The organism is Massilia aurea (assembly GCF_014200505.1).
GTDB classification, from domain to species: domain Bacteria; phylum Pseudomonadota; class Gammaproteobacteria; order Burkholderiales; family Burkholderiaceae_D; genus Telluria; species Telluria aurea_B.
The window spans coordinates 49,766-71,774 of the sequence record NZ_JACHBX010000003.1 but is presented as its reverse complement, the minus strand read 5'-3'; the positions used below and the strand labels follow the sequence as shown (position 1 = coordinate 71,774).

General features: G+C 64.3%; 22 protein-coding genes. 18 read left to right on the top strand and 4 right to left on the bottom strand.

The features are described from left to right. Positions 1–9: 9 nt before the first annotated feature. The 4 genes from HD842_RS14205 (at position 10) to HD842_RS14190 (ending at position 4,260) form a co-directional block, all read left to right on the top strand. Positions 10–1,410, top strand: coding sequence for a S41 family peptidase (locus tag HD842_RS14205; protein ID WP_183555390.1), 1,401 nt, complete (start codon positions 10–12; stop codon positions 1,408–1,410). Positions 1,411–1,498: 88 nt separating this feature from the next. Beyond that, the gene (locus HD842_RS14200) at positions 1,499–2,107 is read left to right on the top strand and encodes a hypothetical protein (protein ID WP_183555389.1); all 609 of its coding nucleotides are present in this window, start codon (positions 1,499–1,501) and stop codon (positions 2,105–2,107) included. Positions 2,108–2,306: 199 nt separating this feature from the next. Beyond that, complete coding sequence (locus tag HD842_RS14195; protein WP_183555913.1) at positions 2,307–3,602, top strand: MFS transporter; 1,296 nt, start codon at positions 2,307–2,309, stop codon at positions 3,600–3,602. 61 nt (positions 3,603–3,663) lie between these two features. Next, positions 3,664–4,260 carry an AAA family ATPase gene (locus HD842_RS14190; protein ID WP_183555388.1) on the top strand — a complete coding sequence of 199 codons (597 nt, stop codon included), beginning with the start codon at positions 3,664–3,666 and terminating at the stop codon, positions 4,258–4,260. Here the strand turns inward: HD842_RS14190 and HD842_RS14185 are convergent. Both HD842_RS14185 and HD842_RS14180 read right to left on the bottom strand, forming a co-directional pair. Beyond that, positions 4,241–4,822 (bottom strand): gamma-glutamylcyclotransferase, encoded by a 582-nt coding sequence (locus tag HD842_RS14185; protein WP_183555387.1) that lies wholly within the window; start codon positions 4,820–4,822, stop codon positions 4,241–4,243. The two genes, HD842_RS14190 and HD842_RS14185, sit on opposite strands and share 20 nt — an antisense overlap. A 54-nt stretch (positions 4,823–4,876) precedes the next feature. Further along, the gene (locus tag HD842_RS14180; RefSeq protein ID WP_183555386.1) at positions 4,877–5,782 is read right to left on the bottom strand and encodes a LysR family transcriptional regulator; all 906 of its coding nucleotides are present in this window, start codon (positions 5,780–5,782) and stop codon (positions 4,877–4,879) included. Positions 5,783–5,891: 109 nt separating this feature from the next. Here HD842_RS14180 and HD842_RS14175 point away from each other — a divergent pair, with 109 nt between their 5' ends. The 14 genes from HD842_RS14175 (at position 5,892) to HD842_RS14110 (ending at position 18,694) form a co-directional block, all read left to right on the top strand. Further along, positions 5,892–6,917: a fumarylacetoacetate hydrolase family protein gene (locus HD842_RS14175; protein WP_183555385.1), complete on the top strand. Its 1,026-nt coding sequence runs from the start codon at positions 5,892–5,894 to the stop codon at positions 6,915–6,917. After that, positions 6,914–7,558: a maleylacetoacetate isomerase gene (maiA, locus tag HD842_RS14170; RefSeq protein WP_183555384.1), complete on the top strand. Its 645-nt coding sequence runs from the start codon at positions 6,914–6,916 to the stop codon at positions 7,556–7,558. The genes HD842_RS14175 and maiA overlap by 4 nt, the downstream gene beginning before the upstream one ends. Before the next feature lie 66 nt (positions 7,559–7,624). Beyond that, positions 7,625–8,419, top strand: coding sequence for a uracil-DNA glycosylase (locus HD842_RS14165; protein ID WP_183555383.1), 795 nt, complete (start codon positions 7,625–7,627; stop codon positions 8,417–8,419). Between the two features lie 316 nt (positions 8,420–8,735). Continuing rightward, entirely contained in the window at positions 8,736–9,212 is a 477-nt protein-coding gene (gene iscR, locus HD842_RS14160; RefSeq protein ID WP_183555382.1) for a Fe-S cluster assembly transcriptional regulator IscR, read from the top strand. Positions 9,213–9,231: 19 nt separating this feature from the next. Next, positions 9,232–10,488, top strand: a complete 1,257-nt coding sequence (locus HD842_RS14155) for an IscS subfamily cysteine desulfurase (RefSeq protein WP_183555381.1) — start codon at positions 9,232–9,234, stop codon at positions 10,486–10,488. Between the two features lie 47 nt (positions 10,489–10,535). Then, on the top strand, positions 10,536–10,946 hold the full coding sequence (iscU, locus tag HD842_RS14150; protein ID WP_183555380.1) for a Fe-S cluster assembly scaffold IscU: 411 nt from the start codon (positions 10,536–10,538) through the stop codon (positions 10,944–10,946). Positions 10,947–10,981: 35 nt separating this feature from the next. Beyond that, the gene (iscA, locus tag HD842_RS14145; protein ID WP_183555379.1) at positions 10,982–11,305 is read left to right on the top strand and encodes an iron-sulfur cluster assembly protein IscA; all 324 of its coding nucleotides are present in this window, start codon (positions 10,982–10,984) and stop codon (positions 11,303–11,305) included. A gap of 6 nt (positions 11,306–11,311) precedes the next feature. After that, positions 11,312–11,827: a Fe-S protein assembly co-chaperone HscB gene (gene hscB / locus HD842_RS14140; protein ID WP_183555378.1), complete on the top strand. Its 516-nt coding sequence runs from the start codon at positions 11,312–11,314 to the stop codon at positions 11,825–11,827. 117 nt (positions 11,828–11,944) lie between these two features. Then, entirely contained in the window at positions 11,945–13,834 is a 1,890-nt protein-coding gene (gene hscA / locus HD842_RS14135) for a Fe-S protein assembly chaperone HscA (protein WP_183555377.1), read from the top strand. Positions 13,835–13,999: 165 nt separating this feature from the next. Then, complete coding sequence (fdx, locus tag HD842_RS14130) at positions 14,000–14,341, top strand: ISC system 2Fe-2S type ferredoxin (protein WP_183555376.1); 342 nt, start codon at positions 14,000–14,002, stop codon at positions 14,339–14,341. Positions 14,342–14,346: 5 nt separating this feature from the next. Beyond that, the gene (locus HD842_RS14125; protein WP_183555375.1) at positions 14,347–15,231 is read left to right on the top strand and encodes a class I SAM-dependent methyltransferase; all 885 of its coding nucleotides are present in this window, start codon (positions 14,347–14,349) and stop codon (positions 15,229–15,231) included. Between the two features lie 8 nt (positions 15,232–15,239). Then, positions 15,240–16,274, top strand: a complete 1,035-nt coding sequence (ltaE, locus tag HD842_RS14120; RefSeq protein WP_183555374.1) for a low-specificity L-threonine aldolase — start codon at positions 15,240–15,242, stop codon at positions 16,272–16,274. Then, positions 16,271–16,960, top strand: coding sequence for an RNA pseudouridine synthase (locus tag HD842_RS14115; RefSeq protein ID WP_183555373.1), 690 nt, complete (start codon positions 16,271–16,273; stop codon positions 16,958–16,960). Before ltaE ends, HD842_RS14115 begins: the two co-directional genes overlap by 4 nt. A 93-nt stretch (positions 16,961–17,053) precedes the next feature. Beyond that, a complete protein-coding gene (locus tag HD842_RS14110; protein WP_183555372.1) occupies positions 17,054–18,694 on the top strand; it encodes a choice-of-anchor I family protein in 1,641 nt (546 codons plus the stop codon). Here the strand turns inward: HD842_RS14110 and HD842_RS14105 are convergent. Both HD842_RS14105 and HD842_RS14100 read right to left on the bottom strand, forming a co-directional pair. Then, positions 18,691–19,710: an SDR family oxidoreductase gene (locus HD842_RS14105; RefSeq protein WP_183555371.1), complete on the bottom strand. Its 1,020-nt coding sequence runs from the start codon at positions 19,708–19,710 to the stop codon at positions 18,691–18,693. The genes HD842_RS14110 and HD842_RS14105 overlap by 4 nt on opposite strands. Before the next feature lie 92 nt (positions 19,711–19,802). Further along, positions 19,803–21,875, bottom strand: coding sequence for a PAS domain-containing sensor histidine kinase (locus tag HD842_RS14100; RefSeq protein WP_183555370.1), 2,073 nt, complete (start codon positions 21,873–21,875; stop codon positions 19,803–19,805). Positions 21,876–22,009 lie beyond the last annotated feature (134 nt).

Genomic DNA, 22,009 nt, shown 5'->3' with positions numbered 1-22,009 from the left:
CACCGACTCATGAAACGACGCCACGCCACCATTCTTTGCCTTCTCTTTCCCCTTGTCGCCGCAAGCACCTGCCGCGCAGGCGAGCCGGTCGTGGTTCCCGCTGCCGAATTCCAGGCCTTGCTCTCGGCCTATGCGCTGGTAAAAACCCGGTACGTCGAGGCGCCGGACGACAAGAAGCTGCTCGAAGGGGCGATCGCCGGCATGCTCGCCTCGCTCGACCCGCACTCGGGTTTTCTGGACAAGGATGAACTCGATGCCGTCCGTAAGGACGAGGCTGGCGAGTACACCGGCATCGGCATCAGTGTCGACTTCGCTGCCGCAGACATGGTGGTAACGGCGGTCACCGCAGACTCACCGGCGTACCTGGCCGGCATCGAGCCGGGCGATACGATCGCGTCGATCGACGGTGCCACGCTCTCTGGCATGCGCTTGCCCGAGATTGCGCGCCGCATGCGCGGCGTGCCCGGTAGCGCGCTGGACATCGGGTACCGGCGGGGCGGCAGCGGCGCCGTTCGTACCGCCAGGCTGCACCGGGCCGCGTTGCTGGCACAGACCGTTACGGCACGTGCAATGCCAAACGGCATCGCATGGATCCAGGTGTCGGCATTCGAAGGGCGCACCGCGCACGACCTGGTTGCGGCCTTGAAAACGCTCGACCCAAGCGGGGCGCCGCGCGGCATCGTGCTCGATGTGCGCAATGATCCGGGCGGCCTGGTGTCGGCCGCGGTCGGCGTGGCCGGGGCGTTCCTGCCACCAGGGACGCCATTATTTTCGGCGCGCGGGCGTGCCACCGCTGCCGATCCTGATTCCGCTGCCACCGTCACGGTCGACCCGCGGTTCTACCAGCGGCCAGACGAGCCGGACGTGCTGGCCGACCTGCCCGCATGGGCGCGAACGGTGCCGCTGGCGGTGCTGGTCAACGGTGCGTCGGCGTCGTCCGCCGAATTGCTGGCCGGCGCATTGCAGGACCACGGCCGCGCCACCGTGCTTGGCTCGCGTACCTTCGGCAAGGGTTCGATCCAGAGCATCTTTCCGCTGACCGGCGACAGTGCCGTCAAGCTCACGGTGGCGCGCTACTTCACGCCCAATGGCCACGAAATCCAGGCGCGCGGGATCACGCCGGACGTGATCGTGGCACAGGATCGCGCGCAGGCTGGTGCGAGGGGACTGGCACTGCGCGAGGAAGACCTGGCGCAGCATCTCACCGCGATCCTGCCGGTACAGGATGATGCGCCGCCCGCGACACGTGCCGGCGTGGAAAGCACGCGCATGTTCGGTACGCGTGACGACAAGGTGCTGGCGGCCGCCGTCAGCTTGCTCGGGCCGGGGCAGACTTCCCGTATCGGCAACGTGCTGGGCGCACTGTCCCCAAGCCTGAAACAACTTGGCGCAGCGCTGAAACGGTGGTGACGCGCCGGGTAAGTTTCGGTAAAGCAGCACGACAGCCATCTGCCTTGCGCTTATATTCGTGATCGTCCTTTATGACCATGGGTATCGTATGCCATTTCCAACCACGTTCTCACGCTTGCCTTGCTGGCTGCGCATCTGCCTGCTGTCACTGGCCATGGCCGGCGCCGGCGCGGCGCATGCGGTACCACTGACCGATCTGCGCGCCGAAGACCTGTTGCCGATGGCGGGCGACCTGAAACAGTCACTTGGCCTGAGTCCCAACCAGCAAACCCTGTGGAGCAAGGCCGAAGCCGCATCGCGCACGATCCTGCGCGATCGCACACGGCGCCGCGCGGCACTCCAGGAATGGGCCAGGACCTTGCTGGCCAGCCCGGACGCTGACCTGCGCAAGCTCGATGCAGCCACCGAGGCCGAAAGCGCGACAGCAAACGCCGAGGACCGGCAACTGCGCGCCTTGTGGCTCGACGTGAATGATGGGCTGGATGATCAGCAACGCCGCCAGGTCGCCGGTCGGCTGGGCGAGCAGCTAATGCGCGTGGTGCCCGAAGGCGGCGGGCGTGGGGCCGCTCCGGGCGGACCACGCGACGAGCAGAACCGGCGCGGCGTGCCGGGCAACGGACGTGGCCCGGGATCGGGTATGGGTGGTATGGGCGGCATGGGCTCGCCAGGCGGGGCATCGCTGAACATTGGTGGCTGATCGGTCCTCTAAGCCCTCGACACCCTTGGTAAAACGTCACTGACGAGCTCGTTTTATTCTAAGATGCGGCATTGACAGGCGCGCCGATGCGCGCGCCGTCCAGTCGCCTCGATAAGAATCCATGACCACACCAGTGACACCAGGCCAGGCCGGCCTTTCCGGCAGCCGCCCGAACGAGGCCGGCGCTGCCGCCGTGACGATGGAGCAGGGCTTGCAGGCCGCTGGCGTCGGCCGGTTCCAGTACCGGATCTTCCTGATCTTCGGCCTGGTCTGGCTGGCCGACGCGATGCAGGTGCTGTCGATCGGCTTTTCTGCGCCGTCGATCGCGAAGACTTTCGGGCTGTCGATGCCGCAGGCTTTGCAGACGGGGACCGTATTCTTCGTCGGCATGCTGATCGGCGCGTTTGTCTTCGGGCGCCTGGCCGATCGTATTGGCCGCCGGCCCGTGCTGTTGATGGCGGTCGTAATCGACGCCTGCTTCGGCGTGGCGTCGGCGTTTGCGCCCGACTTCACGTGGCTGCTCGCGCTGCGCCTGATGACGGGCATCGGTGTGGGTGCGACGCTGCCAGTCGATTACACGATGATGGCCGAGTTCCTGCCCAGCGACCGGCGTGGCCGCTGGCTGGTGCTGCTTGAATCGTTCTGGGCGCTGGGCACGATCTCCCTGGCCGTGCTGGCCTTGTGGGCAGTCGGCTGGGGTGACGATGCGTGGCGCGTCATCTTCTTTGTCACCGGCATCCCGGCGCTCATCGGCGTCGTGCTGCGCTGGTACATCCCCGAGTCGCCCATGTACCTGCACCGCAGCGGCAAACCGGACGAGGCGCGCGCCGTGCTGGAACGTGTGGCCAGGACGAATGGCCGTACGCTGACGATGCCGCCGTTGCTGCCCGAGCCTCAGGTCAAAACGACACTGCTGTCGCTGTTCTCGGGCGGGCTGCGCCGGCGCAGCGTGGCGCTGTTCGTGGCCTGGGGCCTGATCTCGATTGCCTATTACGGCGTGTTCGTCTACCTGCCGATCCGGCTGAGTGCGGAAGGCTTCGGCTTCATGCGTGGCCAGGAATTTTTGATCGTGCTGGCGCTGGTCCAGCTGCCCGGCTTCGCGCTGGCCGCGTATGGCGTCGAACGCTGGGGTCGCAAGCCGACGCTGGTCGGTTTTCTGCTGCTGAGCAGTGTCGGATGCCTCGGCTACAGCCTGGGCAGCTCGACCGTGCTGGTCGTCGGTTCGACGTTGTTGATGAGCTTTGCGCTGCTGGGCACGTGGGGCGCGCTGTATGCGTTCACGCCCGAGGTCTACCCGACGCGCCTGCGCGCCAGCGGGATGGGCATGGCGGGGGCAGTTGCCCGTTTCGGCGGCCTGTTCGCGCCCGCGATCGTCGCACCCGTGATGGCGACACACTTCACGCTGGCGCTGATCATGCTCTCTGGCTTCCTGCTCATGGGCGCCATTGCCATCCTGTGCGTGGACACCGAGTCGCGCCAGCGCGCGCTCGACTGAACCGTTGAGTTGTCACGGCGGCTCGGCTAGGATGTCGCATCGATCGTTACAGGATGCAGGCATGGGTGAGCAAGAGGCGGGCAGTCGGCTGGTAGTGTTTGTCGGCGCCGAGTCGACGGGGAAATCGACATTGGCCAGCATGCTGGCGCGCGAGCAGGGCGTGCAGTTCGTGCCCGAAATCGGCCGCTTTGTCTGGGAAGAAAAGCAGGGCCAGCTGGTGGCCGCTGATTACGTCGAGATCGCCGAGCGGCACCGCGCTGCCGAAGACGCTGCTGTCGCGAACGCCGCTGGCGAGTACGTCTTCGTCGACACCAATGCACTGACCACGCTGCTGCTCGGCCTGCGCTTCGGCCAGGTCACCGAGCCGGTGCCGCCAGCCTTGCTGCGCTACGCGCTGGAATGCCGCACCCGCTACCTTCACCATTTCGTGTGTGCTGACGATATCCCGTATGAAGAAGAACCAGGCGTACGTGAAAACGCCGCGTGGCGCACGGAGATCCAGCAACTGGTACTGGACGATCTGGCTCAGCGCGACATCGTCTACACGATCCTGACAGGTTCGCTCGAACAGCGTGCTGCGCGCGTGCTGGCCACGCTTGCAGCCATCGCGCAGCAGGACGACTCAAACGCTGACCCCATCAAGCGTACTGCTGCGTAACCCCCATGGCCGCCAGATGCCGCTCGATCTCGAACACGTGCGGATCGGGTTTGCCCAGCGCGCGCAGTGACTGGGCCAGGCCCAGCAGGTAGTCGCTGTTCGGCCCGCTCGGGCCGCGCGCCGTGGCGATCTGGCGCGCGATGGCGTGCTCATCGGCCGGGCCCAGGTACGCCGCGTTGTCGTGCGTGGCGATATACACGATGCCTTCGTCGCTGCTGCCGTCGTCAAATTGCATTTGCGTCGCCAGACGCAGGTAGCCGTTCTTTTCGCGATGGTCGAGATGCGCGAATTCTTCGGGCGTAACGAGAAACGCCATGCCGTGGCAAACGGCGTCCGGGTCTGGTACGAGGGTCACGACGCGCCCCGGCGCCGTTTCGGTGCCGCGATGATCGTGCGAGCCTTGCCAGAAGCGGCGCGTCCAGCCGCGGATGGACGCCGCGCGTTGCTGAAGAAACGGGAAATCGGGTTTGAAGATCAGGGAGCCGTAGCCAAACAGCCAGACGCTGGCATGGCCGTCGAACTTGTTCATCTGGCGGTTGATCGCGATGGTATCGTGGGACATCGTGGGTCCGATAAAAAAAGACACGACCCATTGTAGCGTGCCTTTTTGTGAGAATCAGCCTTCCGCTTGCGCCCGTTTTACATATGCAAAGAGGAATTCCACATAACTCTCGGCGGCCGGCGACAGCGATCTGCCAGGCCGCGTATAGACGAAAAAGCGTCGCTGCAGCGTCGGCGCATCGAGCGGGCGCATCGTCAGTCCGTACAGCGTGGCCAGCGGCGCCGCATAGGGCAGGCACACCGTGACGCCCAGGCCGGCGCTGACCATGGCCAGCGCCGTCGTCATGAACGTGACCTCATGCGCTGGGCTCAAAGCAATGCCCGTGCGCGAGGGCGGCACTGCGTCGAGCAGCAATTCGGTGAACTGGCCCTGCAGCGAGATGAACGGGTAGGCCGCCGCATCCTGCCACGTCACGCGCTCGAGCGCAGCGAGCGGATGCTCGTGTGGAAACACCAGCGCGAACGGCATGGAAAACAGTTCGCGCGCCAGCAGCGGCGGCGCGGGCGTGCGTTCCGGGCCGATTCCCACATCCGCCTCGCCCGACAGCACGCGCGTGATGACACCCTCGACTTCGGTGTCGGCCAGGCGCACGACGATCTCCGGGTGTTGCGCGCGGTAGGCGGCAATGCTGGGCGGCAGCAGGGTGCACGCCATCAGCTGTGGCGCGGCGATGCGAACAACGCCTTTCTTCAGGCGCGTGTGGTCGGCCACGTTAGCCAGCGCACCGTCCAGGTCGTCGATGATCTGGCTAAATAAGGGCAGCAACTCGCGGCCGATGTCGGTCAGGCCGATCCGGCGCGTGCTGCGGTCGACGACCCTGGCGTCCAGCGTCTGCTCGAGCTCCTTGATCAGGCCCGACAGTGCCGATTGCGTCACGTGCAGCGTCTGCGCGGCCAGCGTGAAATTGCCGGTGCGGGCCAGCGCAACGAAGGCGCGCATTTGTCGTAACGTTGGATTCATCAGATGGATTGATTAGATAAGCTGATATATCACACTGAAAATATCGTTTGTATGATAGTGCGTTTTACCTTGTAATGGCGGCTACTCAGCAATAACAAAAGGACAGTCCATGAAACTCGCCACCCTCAAAGCCGGCGGCCGCGACGGCACCCTGGTCGTCGTCAGCCGCGATCTGGTCACCTGCCAGCAAGTCCCGACCATCGCGCGCACGCTGCAGGCCGCGCTCGACAACTGGGATGCGTGCAAGCCGCAGCTCGAAGACGTCTATGCCCAGCTCAATGACGGCAACGCCGAGGGGGCTGAATCGTTCATCGAAGCAGATTGTCATTCGCCGCTGCCGCGCGCCTACCAGTGGGCCGACGGCTCGGCCTACATCAACCACGTCGAGCTGGTGCGCAAGGCGCGCGGCGCCGAGGTGCCGGCGTCGTTCTATACCGATCCGCTGATGTACCAGGGCGGTGGCGATTCCTTCGTCGGTCCAATGGACCCGATCGCGGCACTGTCCGAAGACTGGGGCATCGACCTCGAAGCCGAGGTGGCCGTGGTCACAGGCGACGTGCCGATGGGCGCCGACGCAGCCGAGGCCGCTAGTGCCATCCGCCTCATCATGCTGGTCAACGACGTCTCGCTGCGCAACCTGATCCCGAACGAGCTGGCCAAGGGCTTCGGCTTCTACCAATCCAAGCCGGCCAGCGCGTTCTCGCCGGTGGCGGTCACGCCGGACGAGCTGGGCGAGGCCTGGCAGGGCAACAAGCTGCATCTGCCGATCCTGGTCACGCTCAACGGCGCCGCATTCGGCAAACCCAACGCCGGCGAAGACATGACCTTCAGCTTTGCCCAGCTGATCGCGCACGCGGCCACCACGCGCGAGCTGTGCGCGGGCAGCATCATCGGTTCGGGCACCGTGTCGAACAAGCAGGGTGGGCTTTATGGCTCGAGTGTCGAGCATGGCGGCGTGGGCTATTGCTGCCTGGCCGAAGTGCGCATGTACGAAACCATCGAAGGCGGCGCCCCCAAAACGCCTTACCTGTCATTCGGCGACACGGTGCGCATCGAAATGCTGGATGCGAGCGGGGCCAGCATCTTTGGCGCCATCGATCAGGAAGTCGTCCGTTACCACGAGAGACAACCATGAAACTGTATACCTACTTTCGCAGTTCGGCCGCCTACCGCGTGCGTATTGCGCTGCATCTGAAAGGGCTGGCCTACGACGCCGTGCCGGTGCACCTGCTCAAGGATGGCGGACAGCACCTGCAGGACGACTATCGCCAGATCAACCCGAGCGGCCTGGTACCGGCCTTCCAGGATGACCGCATCACGCTGTCGCAGTCGCTGGCGATCATCGAGTATCTCGAAGAAGTGTATCCGGACGTGCCGCTGCTGCCGAAGGATGCACCGGGCCGGGCGCGCGTGCGCGAGCTGGCCCAGATCATCGGTTGCGATATCCACCCGATCACCAATCTGCGCGTGCTCAATTACCTGGCGCGCGAGATCGGTGTGCCCGACCAGGCCAAGAGCGAGTGGTACCGTCACTGGGTGATCGAGGGACTGCAATCGCTCGAAGCCCATCTGGCGCGCGATCCCGGCGCGGGGCCGTTCTGCCACGGCGACCATCCGACCATCGCCGATTGCTACCTGGCGCCGCAGGTATTCAATGCGCAGCGTTTCAATATCGATGTGTCGGGCTACCCGAATATCGACCGCATCAATGCGTTGTGCATCGCATTGCCTGCGTTCCAGGCGGCGCACCCGTCGCGCCAGCCCGATTCCGAATAGCGCGCGGGTGGATGCGAAGGGCGGCGGCGCGCTACAATCGCCGCCTCCTTCCATTGCCATTTCGCCATGACCGCCATCGCCGCGCCTGCCTCCAGTTCTATTGCCATTCCTGCACCGATCCTGCAGGCCCTCGACCTGGCCGATGCCTCGTGGCGTCCGATCCTCGAAGCGGGGCTGCAGGCGGTGGCCCGCGCCAACCCTGATTATTTGCCCGCGCTGGCGCAGGACGATTACGTCCCCACGGAACACCGCATGTTCGCCGCCTTTGCCCAGCCGCTGGACAAGGTACGCTACGTGCTGGTGGGGGAGGGGCCGTACCCGCGCGCCGCAAGCGCTACCGGCGTGAGCTTCATGGACGGCGCCGTGGGTGACCTGTGGAGCGACGCAGGACTATCCAAGCCCGTGAACCGGGCGACGTCACTGCGCAACTTCATGAAAATGCTGCTGGTGGCCGGCGGCCAGCTGAAGCCCGATGCGACGAGCGGGGAGGCGCTGGCGCCGATCGCCCAGGCCGCGCGCGCTGACGGCTCCATCCAGACGCTGGCGCAGTTGCAGGACAATCTCGTGCAAGAAGGCTTTTTGCTGCTGAATGCCGCGCTGGTGTTTCGCAAGCATGTCAAGCCGGTCATCGATGCGCGCGCCTGGTTGCCGTTTTTGCAGACGGTGCTGGCAGCGCTGGGTGCGCAAAAGCACGTACCGACGCTGGTCCTGTGGGGCAAGATCGCCGAGCAATTGCAGAAGTTGCCGGAGACGGCTGCGTTCCCGCAGGAGGTGGCCGAGCATCCCTATAACCTCAGCTTCATCGGGCATGTGGGCATGCAGGCGCTGTTCGGGCCGATGGCGTTGCTGCGGGCCCGTTAATCGCGTTCAGCAAATCGGCGCGTCACAAATCACGTTGGGTTGAACGCGTGGATGGCATAGCCATCCACCCTACGGTGAGCCACTCGTAGGGTGGACGGGTTCCCCGTCCACGCGTTCAACAGCGACTTTTTCAGGAGTGGAACTGACCCGCCGTTTTTGGGGTGGTCCAAGACAAGATCATTGCGATTTGCTATACTTGACTAAATCGTTCAACTAATCAGGTCTTTCCCCGCTCTCAGAGGGAAACGTGCTGCAGGATGCGGCTCGGACTTGGTACTTGGACAAGAGAAATATTTTATCATTCACCGGGGTTGAAATGCGTCTGACCACCAAAGGCCGTTTTGCTGTCACTGCGATGATCGACCTTGCCATGCGTCAAGGCAATGGTCCGGTCACGCTGTCGGGCATCAGCCAGCGCCAGGCCATTTCGCTGTCGTACCTCGAGCAGCTGTTTGGCAAGCTGCGCCGCCACGAGATCGTCGAATCGATCCGTGGTCCGGGCGGTGGCTACAGCCTGGCGCGCGCGGCGGGCAAGGTGACGGTGGCGGACATCATCATCGCCGTCGATGAGCCGCTCGATGCAACCCAGTGCGGCGGTAAAGAGAACTGCCATGGCGCCCATACCGACGGCGCCCGGTGCATGACCCACGAACTGTGGACCACGCTGAACGAAAAAATGGTCGACTACCTCGATTCGGTATCGTTGCAAGACCTGGTCGACCAGCAGCGCCAGAAAGAACAGAACGTCGTGCACGTGCACCGCGGCGCCCCCGCCGCAGTCGGACAAAACTAAAGTTACCGGAGTAAATCAGATGAACGCGCCAATGGACAAGACCACCGAGCAAAGCTTCGCGCCAGCTCCACATTTCCCGATCTACATGGATTACTCGGCCACGACGCCGGTCGATCCACGCGTCGCCGACAAGATGATTCCGTTCCTGCGCGAGCAGTTCGGTAATCCTGCGTCGCGTAGCCATGCCTACGGCTGGAACGCCGAAGCGGCCGTCGAAGAAGCACGCGGCCACGTCGCCGCGATCATCGGCGCCGATCCGCGCGAAATCGTCTGGACCTCCGGCGCGACCGAAAGCAACAACCTGGCGATCAAGGGTGCGGCCCAGTTCTACAAGACCAAGGGCAAGCACATCATCACCGTGAAAACCGAGCACAAGGCCGTGCTGGATACCGTGCGTGAACTCGAACGCGTCGGCTTCGAAGCGACCTACCTCGAGCCGCAAGCCAACGGCCTGATCACTGTCGAGCAGCTGGCAGCGGCGATCCGCCCTGACACCATCCTCGTCTCGGTCATGTTCGTGAACAACGAAATCGGCGTCGTGCAGCCGATCGCCGAAATCGGCGAACTGCTGCGCTCGAAGGGCATCATCTTCCATTGCGACGCGGCCCAGGCCGTCGGCAAGGTCGAGATCAACCTCGAAGTCCTCAAGGTCGACCTGATGACCTTCACTGCGCACAAGGCCTATGGCCCGAAAGGCATTGGCGCGCTGTACGTGCGTCGCAAGCCGCGCGTGCGCCTCGAAGCGCAGATGCACGGTGGCGGTCACGAGCGCGGCATGCGTTCGGGCACGCTGCCGACGCACCAGATCGTCGGCATGGGCGAAGCATTCCGCCTGGCGAAGGTCGAGATGGACAGCGAGCTGGCGCGCGTGCGCGCACTGCGCGATCGCCTGGCCCGTGGCCTGATGGAGATCGAAGAAGTCTATATCAATGGCGACATGGACCACCGCGTGCCGCATAACCTGAACGTCTCGTTCAACTATGTCGAAGGCGAGTCCCTGATCATGGCGATCAAGGACCTGGCCGTGTCGTCCGGTTCGGCCTGCACCTCGGCCAGCCTGGAACCATCGTACGTGCTGCGCGCCCTGGGCCGCAGCGACGAGCTGGCGCACAGCTCGATCCGCTTCTCGATTGGCCGCTTCACGACCGAAGAAGAAATTGATTTTGCCGTCAACCTGCTCAAGAGCAAAGTTGGCAAGCTGCGTGAACTGTCGCCGCTGTGGGACATGTTCAAGGACGGGATCGACATCAGCTCGATCCAGTGGGCTGCACACTGATCTGCTCATACCGAGCGCGCATTTTCTAAACATACTGGAGCATCACCATGGCATATTCGGACAAAGTACTGGACCACTACGAAAACCCACGCAACGTCGGCGCCTTCGACAAGGGCGACGATGACATCGGCACCGGCATGGTCGGCGCACCGGCCTGCGGCGACGTCATGAAGCTGCAGATCAAGGTCAACGACCAGGGCCTGATCGAAGACGCAAAGTTCAAGACGTATGGCTGCGGTTCGGCCATCGCATCGAGCTCGCTGATCACTGAGTGGGTCAAGGGCAAGAGCCTGGACGAAGCACTGGCCATCAAGAACACGCAGATCGCCGAAGAGCTGGCACTGCCGCCGGTCAAGATCCACTGCTCGATCCTGGCAGAAGACGCGATCAAGGCCGCTGTGGCCGACTACAAGGCAAAGCACGCCGATAAAGCAGTTGCAGCAGTCGCAGCGGCGTAATTCCTGGTAATAGAACTGAGCTGGAGAAGCACAACATGGCAATCACCCTGACCGAAAAAGCTGCAAAGCACGTCAACCGTTACCTCGAACGCCGGGGCAAGGGCATTGGCTTGCGTTTCGGTGTGCGCACCACCGGCTGCTCCGGCCTGGCCTACAAGCTCGAGTACGTCGATGAAAGCGCAAACGAAGACAGCGTCTTCGAATCGCATGGCGTGCAGGTCTTCGTTGACCCGAAAAGCCTGCCGTACATCGACGGCACCGAGCTCGATTTCGCCCGCGAAGGCCTCAACGAGGGCTTCCGCTTCAATAATCCGAACGTCAAGGACAATTGCGGCTGCGGCGAGAGCTTCCGCATCTGATCGCGCATGCAGAATCACTTCGAACTGTTTCAACTGCCGGCCCGTTTCGAGGTCGACCAGAGCGCCCTGGATGCCGCCTACCGCGAGATCCAGGGCCGCGTTCATCCTGACAGGTTTGTCGGCAGCAGCGACGGCGAAAAACGCGTCGCCATGCAATGGGCGACGCGCGCCAACGACGCCTACCAGACCCTGCGCAATCCGCAAAAGCGCGCGCAGTATCTGTGCGAATTGAACGGCGTCGACCTGCAGACCGAATCGAATACCGCGATGCCCACTGCGTTTCTGATGCAGCAGATGGAATGGCGCGAAGAACTGGGCGATGCGCGCGCGGGCAAGGATGCCGCTGCGCTCGACGCACTCGATGCGCAGGTACGCGCCGAACGCAAGCAGATGCTGGTCACCGTTGGCCAGCAGCTCGATGCGGGGGACTACGCCGCAGCCGCGCAGGGCGTGCGCTCGCTGATGTTTCTCGACAAGTTCGGCGACGAAGTGCAGTACGCCTTCGAAGCGATCGAGGCATAACCTTCCCGCACTTCATCGTGGACGGCGTTGTCGTCCACGCCCCGCTATGCCGGTCGGACGCGTAAAATAGCGTCCGCACCGTCTCCGGCATGCAAAAATAACACTGGTATCACGACTATGGCACTCCTCCAAATCGCCGAACCCGGCATGTCCACCGCCCCGCACCAGCATCGCCTGGCAGTGGGCATTGACCTGGGCACCACCAATTCGCTCGTCGCCACCGTTCGCAGCGGCAGCCCTGAAGTGCTCAGTGACGAGGAAGGCCGCTCGCTGCTGCCGTCGATCGTGCGCTACCTGGACAACGGCCACGCCCACATCGGCCACAAGGCACGTGCGCATCAGACCACCGACCCGAAGAACACGATCGTCTCGGTCAAGCGCTTCATGGGCCGTGGCCTCAAAGACATCACGCACGCAGAAAACCTGCCGTACGACTTCGTCGATGGCGAGGGCATGGTCCAGTTGAATACCGTCGCCGGCGTGAAAAGCCCCGTCGAAATCTCGGCCCAGATCCTGGCCACGCTGCGCCAGCGCGCCGAAGATTCGCTGGGCGACGACCTGGTGGGCGCCGTGATCACGGTGCCGGCCTATTTTGACGATGCACAGCGCCAGGCCACCAAGGATGCGGCCCAGCTGGCCGGCCTGAATGTCCTGCGCCTGCTGTCCGAGCCGACTGCCGCAGCCATCGCGTATGGCCTCGACCAGGGCAAGGAAGGCGTGTACGCCGTCTACGATCTGGGCGGCGGCACGTTCGACATCTCGATCCTCAAGCTGTCAAAAGGCGTGTTCGAAGTGCTGTCGACCGGCGGCGATTCGGCGTTGGGTGGCGACGATTTCGACCATCGCCTGTTCTGCTGGATCATGGAAAAGGCGCGTCTGGCGCCTCTGTCGGACCAGGACACCGCGACGCTGATGGTCAAGGCTCGCCAGGCCAAGGAACTGCTGTCGACGAACGAAGAAACGACGATCGAGGCGATCCTGAAGTCGGGCGAGCTGGTGCAGGTGACGATCACGGCCACGGAATTTGTCGAGATCACGAAGCACCTGGTCGGCAAGACGATGAATGCGATCCGCAAGGCGATGCGCGATGCCGATACGAGCGTCGAAGACGTCGACGGCGTGGTCATGGTCGGCGGCGCGACGCGCATGCCGCACGTGCGCCGGGCGGTGTCGGAATTCTTTCAGACCATCCCTCACGCCAATATCGACCCGGACCGCGTGGTGGCGCTGGGCGCGGCGATCCAGGCCAATCTGCTGGCCGGCAACCGCGCCGACGGCGAAGACTGGCTTCTGCTGGACGTGACCCCGCTGTCGCTGGGCATCGAGACGATGGGCGGTCTGGTCGAAAAAATCATTCCGCGCAACTCGACGATTCCGGTCGCGCGCGCGCAGGAATTCACGACCTTCAAGGATGGCCAGACGGCGCTGGCGGTGCACGTGGTGCAGGGCGAGCGCGAGCTGGTGTCGGACTGCCGTTCGCTGGCACGCTTCGAGCTGCGCGGCATCCCGCCGATGGCAGCCGGCGCCGCGCGCATCCGCGTGACCTACCAGGTCGACGCCGATGGCTTGCTGGCGGTGGCTGCGCGCGAAATGCGCTCGGGCGTCGAAGCATCGATCACGGTCAAGCCGTCGTATGGCCTGGCGGACGACCAGGTGGCGCGCATGCTGCAGGATTCGTACACGTCGGCCTCGAGCGACATGCAGATGCGCGCACTGCGCGAAGAGCAAGTCGAGGCCGAGCGCATCCTGCTGGCCACGCAGTCGGCGCTGGACAGCGATACCGATCTGCTGTCGCCCGACGAGCAGGCCACGATTGCCGCGCAATTGCAAATGGTGCGCGACGCGGTGGCGATGTCGAACGACACCACGCTCGAACCGGGCCTGCGCCAGAACGTGGTGCACGATGCAGTCCAGGCGCTGGCGCATGGCACCGAAGAATTCGCGGCGCGCCGCATGGACAAGAGCGTGCGCAAGGCATTGTCGGGCAAGTCGCTGGACGAAATTTAAGACGCAACCCGGAAACGTCGTTCCCGCGGAGGCGGGAACCCAAGTTTGCCAGCGTTGCCATGACCATCGAACGTCGGCACGCTGCAAACTGGCTTGGGTTCCCGCCTTCGCGGGAACGACGGTCTTGAAAGCGCATCACTACAACAATCAACCGAGGTAACCCAAGTGCCACAAATCGTCATCCTCCCCCATCCAGTGCTGTGCCCAGAAGGCGCCGTGCTTGACGCGCCAAGCGGCAAATCGGTCTGCGACGTCCTGCTCGAGAACGACATCGACATCGAACACGCCTGCGACCGCGTCTGCGCCTGCACGACCTGCCACGTGATCGTGCGCGAAGGCTTCAATTCGCTGAACGAACAGCAAGAACAGGAAGAAGACATGCTCGACAAGGCCTGGGGCCTGGAGCCCAATTCGCGCCTGTCGTGCCAGGCGATCGTCGCCGACGAAGACCTCGTCGTCGAGATCCCGAAGTACACGATCAACCACGCTGCCGAAAAGAACCACTGATCTTCATGAAGCGTGTCGAGAACGTCAAGAAAGCCCCGGCCGCTCCGGAGCTGCCACCCGAGGTTCGCCCGGGCCAGTCGATCGAGCTGCTCAAGGAGCTGCACATCCTGACCCGCGACGGCAAGTTGAACCAGGACAGCCGCCGCAAGCTCAAGCAGGTCTACCACCTGTACAACTTCATCGAGCCGCTGCTGCGCGATGTGCAGGGGGCGAAGGGCAGCGTGTCGCTGGTCGACCATGGCGCCGGCAAATCGTACCTTGGCTTCATCCTGTACGACCTGTTCGTCAAAGCTCAAGGCGAAGGCTCGCACATCTACGGCATCGAGACGCGCGAAGAGCTGGTCACCAAATCGACCGAGCTGGCTGTGCGCCTGGGTTTCAAGGGCATGTCGTTCCTGCCGCTGTCGGTGGCCGAATCGAGCACCTCGAGCGCGCTCCCTGAATCGATCGACATCGTCACCGCGCTGCATGCCTGCAATACCGCCACCGACGACGCCATCGACTTCGCGCTCAAGAAGAATGCGAAGCACATGGTGCTGGTGCCGTGCTGCCAGGCCGAAGTCGCTACCGTCCTGCGCAAGAACAAGGGCAAGGACGTGAAACGCAGGGCGCTGACCGAAATCTGGCGCCACCCGATCCACACGCGCGAATTCGGCAGCCAGATCACCAATGTGCTGCGCTGCCTGCAGCTCGAAGCGCATGGCTACCAGGTCACCGTGACCGAGCTGGTGGGCTGGGAACACTCGATGAAGAATGAACTGATCATCGCCACCTACAAGAACCTGCCGCGCCGCCGCCCGACCGAACGCCTGCACGAGGTGCTGGGTGAACTGGGCCTGGCAGAGATGACCGAACGTTTCTACGCCCCACAAGCCGCTACCACGGAGTGACAACAAGCATGAGCGACAACACGCAAGGCTGGATCGACCTGCGCAGCGATACGGTAACGCAGCCAAGCGCCGCAATGCGCGCCACGATGGTGGCTGCGGGCGTCGGCGACGATGTGTATGGCGACGACCCCACGGTCAACCGCCTGCAGGATTATGCGGCGGAGCTGTTCGGTTACGAGGCCGGCATGTTCGCGCCGAGCGGCACGCAGACCAATCTGATCGCCCTGATGACGCATTGCGGCCGCGGCGACGAATATCTGGTGGGCCAGGAAGCGCACACGTACAAGTACGAAGGCGGCGGCGCTGCAGTGCTGGGCAGTATCCAGCCGCAGCCGATCGCCAACCAGCCGGATGGCTCGATCCTGCTGGCCGACATCGAGGCCTACATCAAGCCCGACGACATGCACTTCGCGCGTACCCGCCTGCTGGCGCTGGAAAACACGATCGGCGGCCGTGTGCTGAGCCAGGAGTACGTGGCTGCGGCCACGACGCTGGCCCACGACAAGGGTCTGGCCACGCACCTGGACGGCGCGCGCATCTGCAATGCTGCCGTCAAGCAGGGCATCAGCCTGGCGGACGCCGTCAAGGGATTCGACACCGTCTCAGTGTGCCTGTCCAAAGGCCTGGGCGCACCGGTCGGCTCGGTGCTGCTGGGGCCGAAAGCCTTCATCGAGCAGGGCAAGCGCTGGCGCAAGATGCTGGGCGGCGGCATGCGTCAGGCCGGCGTGATCGCCGCTGCCGCGCATTACGCGCTCGAACACAATGTCGCGCTGCTGGCGCAGGACCATGACAATGCGGCGGAACTGGCGCGCGGCCTGGCCCTGATCCCGGCGCTCACCGTCAGCACCCCGCAAACGAATATCTTCTGGATCGACGTGCCGGCTGGCGCCTGTGCGCCGCTGCGCGCGGCGCTCGAACGGGCTCAGATCCGCGCCACGGTCGGCCCCAGAATGCGTCTCGTGACGCACCTCGATGTCTCCGCGCGCGATGTCCAGCGCACGGTCGATGTCTTCACCGCATTTTTTACTGATTGGCGTGCATGACAACTGAAGAAGCAATCCGCCTGGCCAAGCGCGTGGCCGACGTGGCAGGGTGCTCGCGCGCCGATGCCGAGCGTTATATCGCCGGCGGCTGGGTCAGCGTCGACGGCGCCGTGGCCGAAGATCCCGCCACCCGCGTTACGCCGGAGCAAAAGGTCGAGCTGCTGCCCGGTGCGACGCCGGTCGAACCGGATCCGGTGACGATCCTGATGCACAAGCCGGCCGGCATCGAAATCGAGGCGGCGCTCGCGAGCATCACCGCCGAGAACCAGGTGCTGGAACACGGGCGCGGCAAGCCGTTCCTGCGCCGGCACCTGTTCAAGACCACGGCTGCCACGCCGCTGGAAACCATGGCCTCGGGCCTGATCGTGTTCAGCCAGGATTTCCGGGTGATCCGCAAGCTGGTCGACGATGCCTCGCGCAACGAGTCCGAATACGTTGTCGAGGTCGACGGCCAGATCGCCGACAATGGCATGGCCAAGCTTGGCCGCATGTTCAAGGCCAGCTGGCAAAGCGAACAGCGCCTGCGCATCGCCGGCAAGAACATCCAGCGCGGCCAGATCGAGCGCCTGTGCGGCGACGTGGGCCTGCGCGTGACCGCACTGCGCCGCCTGCGCATCGGCCGCATCTCGATGGGCCCGATGCCGGCCGGCGGCTGGCGCTTCCTGCGCGACACCGACCAGTTCTAATCCGGTGACGGGGAACGTGTTGATGACATGTCATGCTGCTGTCATCGACGCGTCCTATGCTGGCGGTTTTTCATCCCTGGAAAACCGACCATCATGCTGCATCGCTCCCGTGCTACCACCCGTTACCTTCCGATGATTGCCACGATTGCGCTGGCCTGCACGCTCGCAGCCTGCGGCGGCGATCATGACGACGAACCGACGCCCACCACGCTGACGCTGGAAAAAATCGGCAGCTACAACGGCGGCGCCGTGGGCGCGGCCGAGATCACTGCCTACGATACGGCCAGCAAGCGCCTGTTCGTCGTCAACGGCGCGAATGGCACCGTTGACGTACTGGACCTGAGCGCGCCGGATGCACCCAAGCTCCTGGGCACGATCAGCGTCGCGGGCCTCGGCAAGGCCGTCAACAGCGTCGCCGTGTACGACGGCCTCGTCGCTCTCGCCATCGAAGCGGCAGTCAAGACCGATCCGGGCACCGTGGCGTTCTACAACGCGGCCGACCTCAAGCTGATCAACAGCGTCAAAGTCGGCGCGCTGCCCGACATGCTGGTGTTCACGCCGGACGGCAGCAAGGTACTTGTCGCGAACGAAGGCGAGCCAAGCGGCTACGGCATGGCCGGGACCAGCGACCCGGAAGGCGCGGTCAGCATCATCACCGTGAATCGAGGCGGCGCACCGAGCGTTGCCACCGCTGACTTCCGCAGCTTCAACGGCCAGGAAACGGCGCTGCGCGCGCAGGGCATCCGCATCTTTGGCCCCAATGCCACGGCGGCGCAGGACTTCGAGCCGGAATACATCACGGTCAGCGAAGACGGCAAGACGGCCTGGGTCACGCTGCAGGAGAACAATGCGATTGCCATCGTCGACGTCGCAAGTGCGAAGGTCACAGCGATCAAGCCGCTCGGCTTCAAGGACCACAATGTTGCCGGGTTCGGTCTGGACGCGTCGGACGAAGATGGCGGCACGAATACCAACAGCGGCACGCCGGCCACGAAGATCGGCCCGCAGCCGGTCAAGGGCATGTACCTGCCGGACGCGATTGCCGGCTACACGGTCGATGGCAAGCATTACCTGCTGACCGCGAATGAGGGCGATGCCCGCGCCGACTGGCCGGGCTTCAATGAAGAGACGCGCATCCGCGCCCATTGCACGGCAGGGCTGGACCCGAGCGTGTTCCCGAACGCCGGTAGCGCGACCTTCGATTCGAACCTGGGCCGGCTGCGCGTGACGACGACGCCCAATGGTGGCGGCATGACCGGCAAGAACGCCGCCGGCCAATGCACCGAGCTGTACACGTTTGGCGGCCGTTCATTCTCGATCTGGGACACGGACATCAAGCGCGTCTACGACTCGGGCGACGAATTCGAGCGCCGCACCAGCACGCTGCCGAATGCGCGCTTCAACGCCAGCAACGACAACAACAATCTGGAAGACCGCAGCGCCTCGAAAGGCCCGGAGCCGGAAGGCGTCGTAGTCGGCAAGTTCGGCGACAAGCAGTATGCGTTTGTCGGCCTGGAGCGCATCGGCGGCGTGATGGTCTACGACATCACGAAACCAGCGTCAGCGTCGTTCGTGACCTACCTGAACACGCGTGATGGCGACAAGGGCGACCTGGGACCGGAAGGCCTGACGTTCATCCCGGCGAGCAAGTCGCCCAACGGCAAGCCGTTGCTGATCGTCGGTAACGAGGTCAGCGGAACGACTGCCGTCATGCAGGTCAATCTGACGTATTAATTGTCAGAGCGTTTGCCCAGCAAGGAGAGGCCGACGGCAGCCGCGATCAGCACGGCGCCCACGGCGAGCGTGTTGTCATTCGATGGCACGCGAGGCTGCACGTCGCGCCGTGCTCTAGCAGGGGCACGGGAAGGGGCAGGGCGCTTCACCATGCCGCTGTGCACGCCGCTGGCGCCTTGCTGCGGCTCGTACAGGGCGCCCACGGTGTCTTCGGTGGGGTCAGCACGTTTGGCCCAGGTTTCCATGAAGCGGTTCATGCCCGATGCCAGCAGGTCCGGCGCCAGTTGCGTCAGCTTCTTGGTTACGTCGGGCGCGCCCAGCAGGGTGACTGAGCGCGGCTTGCGCACCAGGGCGACGACGGCGTCGGCCACTTTCTCGGGAGCCAGCACGCCCGGCGGATACGACAGCTTGGCGCCCGTATAGTTGGCAGCGTGCTTGAAGCCCGGCGTGTCGACGAAGGACGGGTAGATGTCGCACACGTGAATGTCGCGCTTCTTGCCCAGTTCGGCGCGCAGTGCCTCGCTGAAGCCGCGCAGCCCGAATTTGCTGGCGCCGTAGGCTGCCGCATACGGCGTGGCGACGAAGCCGCCCGACGAAATCATGTTGACCCAGATGCCGTAATCCTGCTCCAGGAAAATCGGGATCACCGCGTGCGCGTCGTTCATGTGCGTGATCAGGTTGGTCTCGATGACCTGGCGGTGGTGCGCGATCGGCACATCGGCGAACTTGCCGACAACGCCGCTGCCCACATTGCTGAACCAGAGGTCGATCTGGCCGAGAAGCTCGCGCGCATCCTGCGCGAATGCGGCAACGGCGTCGGCATCGGTAGCGTCGACGACCAGCACGTCGGCATGGCCGCCGGCCTGGCGGCAGCGCCGGGCGACGTCGTCCAGGCCTTCCTTGCCACGGGCGCCGAGCACGAGGTGGGCGCCCTGGCGGGCGAAGGCGATGGCCGTGGCGGCGCCGATGCCGCTGGAGCCGCCCATGATGACGACGCGAAGATATGATTGGTGCATGGCGTACCCTTATTCAATGATTGACGAGTTCGTAGACCGTTCAATTATTGGGGTATTTCCGCGACGACGTATTTCGAATTCCGCGTGACAAGTTAACGTTGTTGCAAGCGCAGCGCATCCGTCGCATCGACGGCGCCGGTGACCGTGTCGGCAATGGCAAGACGGACTGTGAACGTGCTGCCGCGGCCGATACCATCGCTGGCAGCGATGACGTCGCCGCCATGCAGGTCGATGATGCTCCTGACCAGCGCCAGCCCGATGCCCAGGCCGCCCTGGGCCCGGTCCGGCGAGCGTTCGGCCTGGGTGAACAGGTCGAACATGCGAGGCAACAGCGACGCATCGATGCCAACCCCGTTGTCGTGCACGGTAATCGCCACCGTCTCCAATTCGCGCGCCACCGTCAACGCAATGCGTCCGCCATGGGATGTGTACTTCGCTGCGTTGTTGAGCAGGTTGGCCAGCACCTGGACCAGGCGATGCGCGTCGCCGGCGATGTGGGCGCCGGCGGCGTCGCCTGTCACGGTCAAGGTATGGCCGCGCGCCGTGATCAATGGCTGCGACTGCTCGACGGCATTGGCCACGAGCTGCATCGGGTCGAGCAGCGCCCGGTCCAGCTTGATCAGGCCGCGGGTGACGCGTGACACGTCGAGCAAATCATCAACCAGCGACGTCATGTGGCGTACCTGGCGGCTGATCACTTCGCTCGAGCGCCGTACCCGTTCTTCGTTGGCGGTGCCGAACTTGAGCATCTCTGCCGCGGCGGCGATCGGCGCCAGCGGGTTGCGCAGTTCGTGCGCCAGCATGGCCAGGAACTCGTCCTTGCGGCGGTCCTGATCCTGCAGCGAACCGTACAGCCGCGCGTTCTCGAAACCGGTGGCGGCGATCGACGCCAGTTGCACGAGAATGGCTTCGTCCTCGTCCGTGAAATCACCCTCGAACCGGTCCGACGCCTGGATCAGACCGATGTTCTTGCCCATGCGGTCGATCAGCGGCACGGCGAGCCAGCCGCGCAGCACCGGATGCGCGCCGGCATGCTCGCCAAAGCCGCGCCAGGCCGGATGCGCCTCGAGCTGCGTCTGGGTCAGGCGCATGACGCGGTTGTCGCGGCATACCTGCGCGTAGATCCCGGAGCCGTCCGTCTTGGCATCGTAGCCACGGTAGGCGGCGTACTTGTCCGACAGCGAGACGGCGTTGATGGCCTGTGTCCAGCCGCCTGCTTCAGTGAGCGAGACGACCGCCTGGTGGGTCTGCAGGATGTCGCGCACGGCCGTCACCAGCGCCTGCGCGATGTCTTCGGCCGCCAGTACCGTGTGCAGGGTGCGGGCTGCCTGCGCGACCTTGGCCAGCAGAGCGCTGTTGCGTTTTTCGCGGTCGAGCCGCTGGGCCAGTTCGAGCTCGGCCGCGATCATGTCGTGGATGTCGGTGTTGGCGCCGATCCACTCGCGGATCGAGCCGTCGTCGGCCAGGATCGGGATGCCCTTGACCGCGGTCCAGCGGTAGCTGCCGTCCGTGCTGCGCAGCCGGTACTTCGTCTCGAACACCGAGCGCGCGGCAACGCAGGCCAGCCACAGAGACTGGGCCGGTGCGCGGTCATCGGGGTGCAAGGCATCGACCCAGCCGAAATCCTTCCACTCGTCGTAGGTCTGGCCGGTATAGGCGCGCCAGGACGGCGAGTCTTCCAGCACCCGGCCATCCGGGGTGTTCGACCAGACGATCTGCGACGTGGCCATCACGAGCGAGCGGAAGCGCTGCTCGCGCAGGCGCAGCGCGCTGTCGGCCGCCATGCGCTCGGTGATGTCCTCGTGCATGAGCATGACTTCGAGCGTATTGCCGGCCTTGTCCTTGATCGGCCGCGCCTTCGCGGTGACCCAGCGCTTCGGACCGTGACCATCGAGCGTGCTGACGTCGTACAGCGCCGCCGGCAATTCAACCGGCTCCCCCTGCAGCGCCCGCGCCAGCAGCGCGGCGATGCCGTTCTCGGCCAGTTGCGGGTCGTGCAGCACGTTGTAGTCGCCCAGGATGTACGCCATCAGCGGCGTGCCTTCGTGGATCTGCCACAGGTTTTCCCATGCCTTGTTGACACGCGTGGTGCGCCCCGATGGCGCGAGGATCTGGATGCTGATTGGCGCCTGTTCGAACAGGGCCTGGAAACGGGTGTCGGGCATGCTGGCTGATTCTGCTTCTAATGCTGATTCGGAGAACGTACCGTGCGCAGTGGAAGACAAAGCGCACGTGAACTGATATTTGTTGTTGGACCCGCATGATGTCACAGCCTGGCCGTCTTGATGCGACGATGATC

Excerpts from the sequence above, each read along its gene's own strand:
- HD842_RS14205 (WP_183555390.1), top strand. The coding sequence starts at position 10 with ATGAAACGACGCCACGCCACCATTCTTTGCCTTCTCTTTCCCCTTGTC.
- HD842_RS14200 (WP_183555389.1), top strand. The coding sequence starts at position 1,499 with ATGCCATTTCCAACCACGTTCTCACGCTTGCCTTGCTGGCTGCGCATC.
- HD842_RS14195 (WP_183555913.1), top strand. The coding sequence starts at position 2,307 with ATGGAGCAGGGCTTGCAGGCCGCTGGCGTCGGCCGGTTCCAGTACCGG.
- HD842_RS14190 (WP_183555388.1), top strand. The coding sequence starts at position 3,664 with ATGGGTGAGCAAGAGGCGGGCAGTCGGCTGGTAGTGTTTGTCGGCGCC.
- HD842_RS14185 (WP_183555387.1), bottom strand. The coding sequence starts at position 4,822 with ATGTCCCACGATACCATCGCGATCAACCGCCAGATGAACAAGTTCGAC.
- HD842_RS14180 (WP_183555386.1), bottom strand. The coding sequence starts at position 5,782 with ATGAATCCAACGTTACGACAAATGCGCGCCTTCGTTGCGCTGGCCCGC.
- HD842_RS14175 (WP_183555385.1), top strand. The coding sequence starts at position 5,892 with ATGAAACTCGCCACCCTCAAAGCCGGCGGCCGCGACGGCACCCTGGTC.
- maiA (WP_183555384.1), top strand. The coding sequence starts at position 6,914 with ATGAAACTGTATACCTACTTTCGCAGTTCGGCCGCCTACCGCGTGCGT.
- HD842_RS14165 (WP_183555383.1), top strand. The coding sequence starts at position 7,625 with ATGACCGCCATCGCCGCGCCTGCCTCCAGTTCTATTGCCATTCCTGCA.
- iscR (WP_183555382.1), top strand. The coding sequence starts at position 8,736 with ATGCGTCTGACCACCAAAGGCCGTTTTGCTGTCACTGCGATGATCGAC.
- HD842_RS14155 (WP_183555381.1), top strand. The coding sequence starts at position 9,232 with ATGAACGCGCCAATGGACAAGACCACCGAGCAAAGCTTCGCGCCAGCT.
- iscU (WP_183555380.1), top strand. The coding sequence starts at position 10,536 with ATGGCATATTCGGACAAAGTACTGGACCACTACGAAAACCCACGCAAC.
- iscA (WP_183555379.1), top strand. The coding sequence starts at position 10,982 with ATGGCAATCACCCTGACCGAAAAAGCTGCAAAGCACGTCAACCGTTAC.
- hscB (WP_183555378.1), top strand. The coding sequence starts at position 11,312 with ATGCAGAATCACTTCGAACTGTTTCAACTGCCGGCCCGTTTCGAGGTC.
- hscA (WP_183555377.1), top strand. The coding sequence starts at position 11,945 with ATGGCACTCCTCCAAATCGCCGAACCCGGCATGTCCACCGCCCCGCAC.
- HD842_RS14125 (WP_183555375.1), top strand. The coding sequence starts at position 14,347 with ATGAAGCGTGTCGAGAACGTCAAGAAAGCCCCGGCCGCTCCGGAGCTG.
- ltaE (WP_183555374.1), top strand. The coding sequence starts at position 15,240 with ATGAGCGACAACACGCAAGGCTGGATCGACCTGCGCAGCGATACGGTA.
- HD842_RS14115 (WP_183555373.1), top strand. The coding sequence starts at position 16,271 with ATGACAACTGAAGAAGCAATCCGCCTGGCCAAGCGCGTGGCCGACGTG.
- HD842_RS14110 (WP_183555372.1), top strand. The coding sequence starts at position 17,054 with ATGCTGCATCGCTCCCGTGCTACCACCCGTTACCTTCCGATGATTGCC.
- HD842_RS14105 (WP_183555371.1), bottom strand. The coding sequence starts at position 19,710 with ATGCACCAATCATATCTTCGCGTCGTCATCATGGGCGGCTCCAGCGGC.
- HD842_RS14100 (WP_183555370.1), bottom strand. The coding sequence starts at position 21,875 with ATGCCCGACACCCGTTTCCAGGCCCTGTTCGAACAGGCGCCAATCAGC.